General features: G+C 44.3%; 3 protein-coding genes. 1 reads left to right on the top strand and 2 read right to left on the bottom strand.

What is annotated here, in order from left to right; all coding sequences use genetic code 11:
• The coding region (locus tag IQ229_RS23105; protein ID WP_194047767.1) for an NB-ARC domain-containing protein at window positions 1–491 on the bottom strand (491 nt) is incomplete at its 3' end.
• A 134-nt stretch (window positions 492–625) separates the two neighbouring features.
• On the opposite strand from IQ229_RS23105, the gene IQ229_RS23100 reads away from it, so the two are divergent.
• Window positions 626–886 carry a hypothetical protein gene (locus IQ229_RS23100; protein WP_194047765.1) on the top strand — a complete coding sequence of 87 codons (261 nt, stop codon included), beginning with the start codon at window positions 626–628 and terminating at the stop codon, window positions 884–886.
• A 536-nt stretch (window positions 887–1,422) separates the two neighbouring features.
• On the opposite strand, the gene IQ229_RS23095 is transcribed toward IQ229_RS23100, so the two are convergent.
• Window positions 1,423–2,703, bottom strand: a 1,281-nt coding sequence (locus IQ229_RS23095; RefSeq protein ID WP_194047763.1) for an FHA domain-containing protein, incomplete at its 5' end; no start/stop codon positions are given.

The raw sequence follows: 2,703 nt of genomic DNA, 5'->3' as shown, positions 1-2,703 counted from the left end.
TGATAATTCTGCAAATGCTGTTTGGCGTATTGGGTAGCGAGTTCAGTTTTGCCTACTCCACCCATACCCGCCACAGCTACAATAGCAACTTGCTGAAATGTTTGTAATTGCTGGTGCAGTTTTTGTAGTTCCGCCTCACGTCCCACAAATTTTTCAAATGGGACAGCAGGGGGAATATTTTGATTAATTTCTTTAATTGTGGGGCGAACATCTTGCCCGCCATTATATTTGTTTGTCAGGCAAGCCCGTAACTTTTCTAGTCTTCCCCGGCTTTTAGAAGCAGCTAACTCAGGATAACTCTGGGCAAATTTATCATAAACCTCAGTCATCCGCTTTTTAAAAGCAAGAATACCGATTTTCAGTTCTGTGGCAACTTCCGTTTGACTCTTACCTGAGTTTTCAGTCTTCAAACGCTCTACAAAAGCTGCTGTTTGCTCTGGGGATAAGCTATTAGTAGCAGCTTCATTGGCTAGAAAATCAGCCCATTGCATAGACAGCTTGTGAGATTTCTTCTCGATTCTACTTAATTTCTACTTAATTTCTACTTTGTCTCCATGTCTAGGGAATCTCCTCTTCTTCTGGCAGAAATACCATTTGCATAGAAACATTTAGAAGAGGTTTAGCCATGAAAACTGCCTTAACAACTCCTGTCAACTCCAATCAAACCACCCAAACTTCGCAATTAATCCCCGCCTCGCCAACATTGGTAGGGAATCCAACAACTTGGATGCGAGATGGATACAGTCCTACTGAAATTATTCTCGCGGCGGCAATTTTAACTTCATTGTCCATTGGGGGAATTGCCACTGTGATTGTGGCGATTACGGGTTTAGTTAAAACTTTAGTGCCTGTGATGGTACAGCCGACAAGGGAAAATAAGAAGTAGTCAATTTAGAGCCAAGGCGAATGGAATTCGCGGCTATACAAACAAAGTCCGCCTACGCGGACTGAGGAAAATTTGAAGGGCTGAAACCCATCTCCGTGGGTTTTGCCTGTGTAGACGCGGTTTCTAACCACTGATTTTATTCACCATATCAGAGAACAAGAATTCTACGTAGGCGTAGCCTGTCGTAGACATCGCCACTTGAACCTCTAAACCTCAACGTTGAGGTTTTTATCCTCGACGTTAAGCCTTTTATCCTCGAAGTTGCACCTTTTACCCTCGACGTTGCACCTTTTATCTTCAACGTTGAGCCTTTTACCCTCAACGTTGCACCTTTTACCCTCGACGTTACACCTTTTATCCTCGACGTTGCACCTTTTATCCTCAACGTTGCACCTTTTATTTTCAACGTTGAGCCTTTTATTCTCGAAGTTGCACCTTTCAGCCTCGAAGTTGCACCTTTTAACCTCGAAGTTGGGATTTGCTACTCAAAACAGCCAGATAAATACTCTATCCCTTCTGCCTCCTGCCTCCTAATACTAAGGTGACTGATTTAACACCCACTTCAACCACTGCCTAAAAGAACTTATACTATTTAACCTTTGGACTCCAGGCGCACGAGCGGCGGCCAGTCCATCAAGGGCGACTAATGCGGCGTATTGCAAGCCCAAAAAACTATCAACTGCGGCATAAGGGCCACCTAAAGTAATCGCTCCCGCAGCATACATTTGACCTCGATCGCTACGCATTTCTACTAATTCAAAATTGTTCGCTACAGTCAATCGCCCCAGATGATTCACTGGGAGATTGTAATGTTTCACCAAATCTGCCAAGAGGGGATTGGCATCTACCTTGGCATCCAGTCCAGTAGCATCAACAATAAAATCAGCTAGCAATTTCATTTCCCCAAAGCTTTGCTCTCGGATATGGGTAATAGTCCGGTTTTGGGCATCTCGTTCCACATCCAGCACCTCACCGAAGGTAATTTGATACCAGCCTTCGCTTAACCCTTGGGCAGTAATTTGCTGCCAATCTCGGCGGTCGGCGGTGGTAGTTCCACCCCAGTCTGCTAGTAAACGCTTACGTTCATCGGGGGTGGCTTTTTCTAACATTGCCCGGAGTTCGCCGCCCCAACAGGCTTTCGGCCAGTTAAAGGGTTGAAATTCGTAATGATTTTTGACTAGGCGCTGGGTATTTTGAAATTTGTTGCCTTGAGGTTTAGGCGATCGCATTAAATGCAAAACTGCAATATTCTGATTTCGTTTTCTGGCTTCATAAATCCGCTGCACAATCCGCGAAGCCACAATTCCCCGCCCCCGAATCAATACCGTACCACCCTGTTGCTCTAGTTGCTCATAAACATGATCGTGAGCTTCATAAGCATTGACAACAGATTTAAAGTCTTGATATTTTTCTCTATAAGCTTGCAAATCTGGGAGAAACTGAATTGCTGGATACCCAGTAGCTAAATGTAAATAACGACTAACTAAAAAAGCATAATTTCCTGGGCCGCGAGAATAGGCTACGCAATATCTGCCATCATCAGTTTTGCGAATTACCCTAACTCGCCCATAGCGATAAATTCGATTCCAGCCAATGCGCTTCGTCTCCCTATCTATGGAATCAAAGACGTTACCCGCACGGGGAGTATAAGTTTCTGCAAATGTTGGTTCAGCAAACACTTGCCACAAATACTTGAATGCTGACTTTATCTGTCCCTTGGCTAAGTCTCTCCAAGCTTCACGCAAGGCATAACTAGGCCAACCCCAAATATTATCAGGACAAGAGTCAGAATTAGAACGTAGTCTTTCATATAAGGG

The organism is Nostoc cf. edaphicum LEGE 07299 (assembly GCF_015207245.1).
In the GTDB taxonomy this organism is placed as follows: domain Bacteria; phylum Cyanobacteriota; class Cyanobacteriia; order Cyanobacteriales; family Nostocaceae; genus Nostoc; species Nostoc edaphicum_B.
This window is presented reverse-complemented; position numbering and strand designations above follow the sequence as displayed.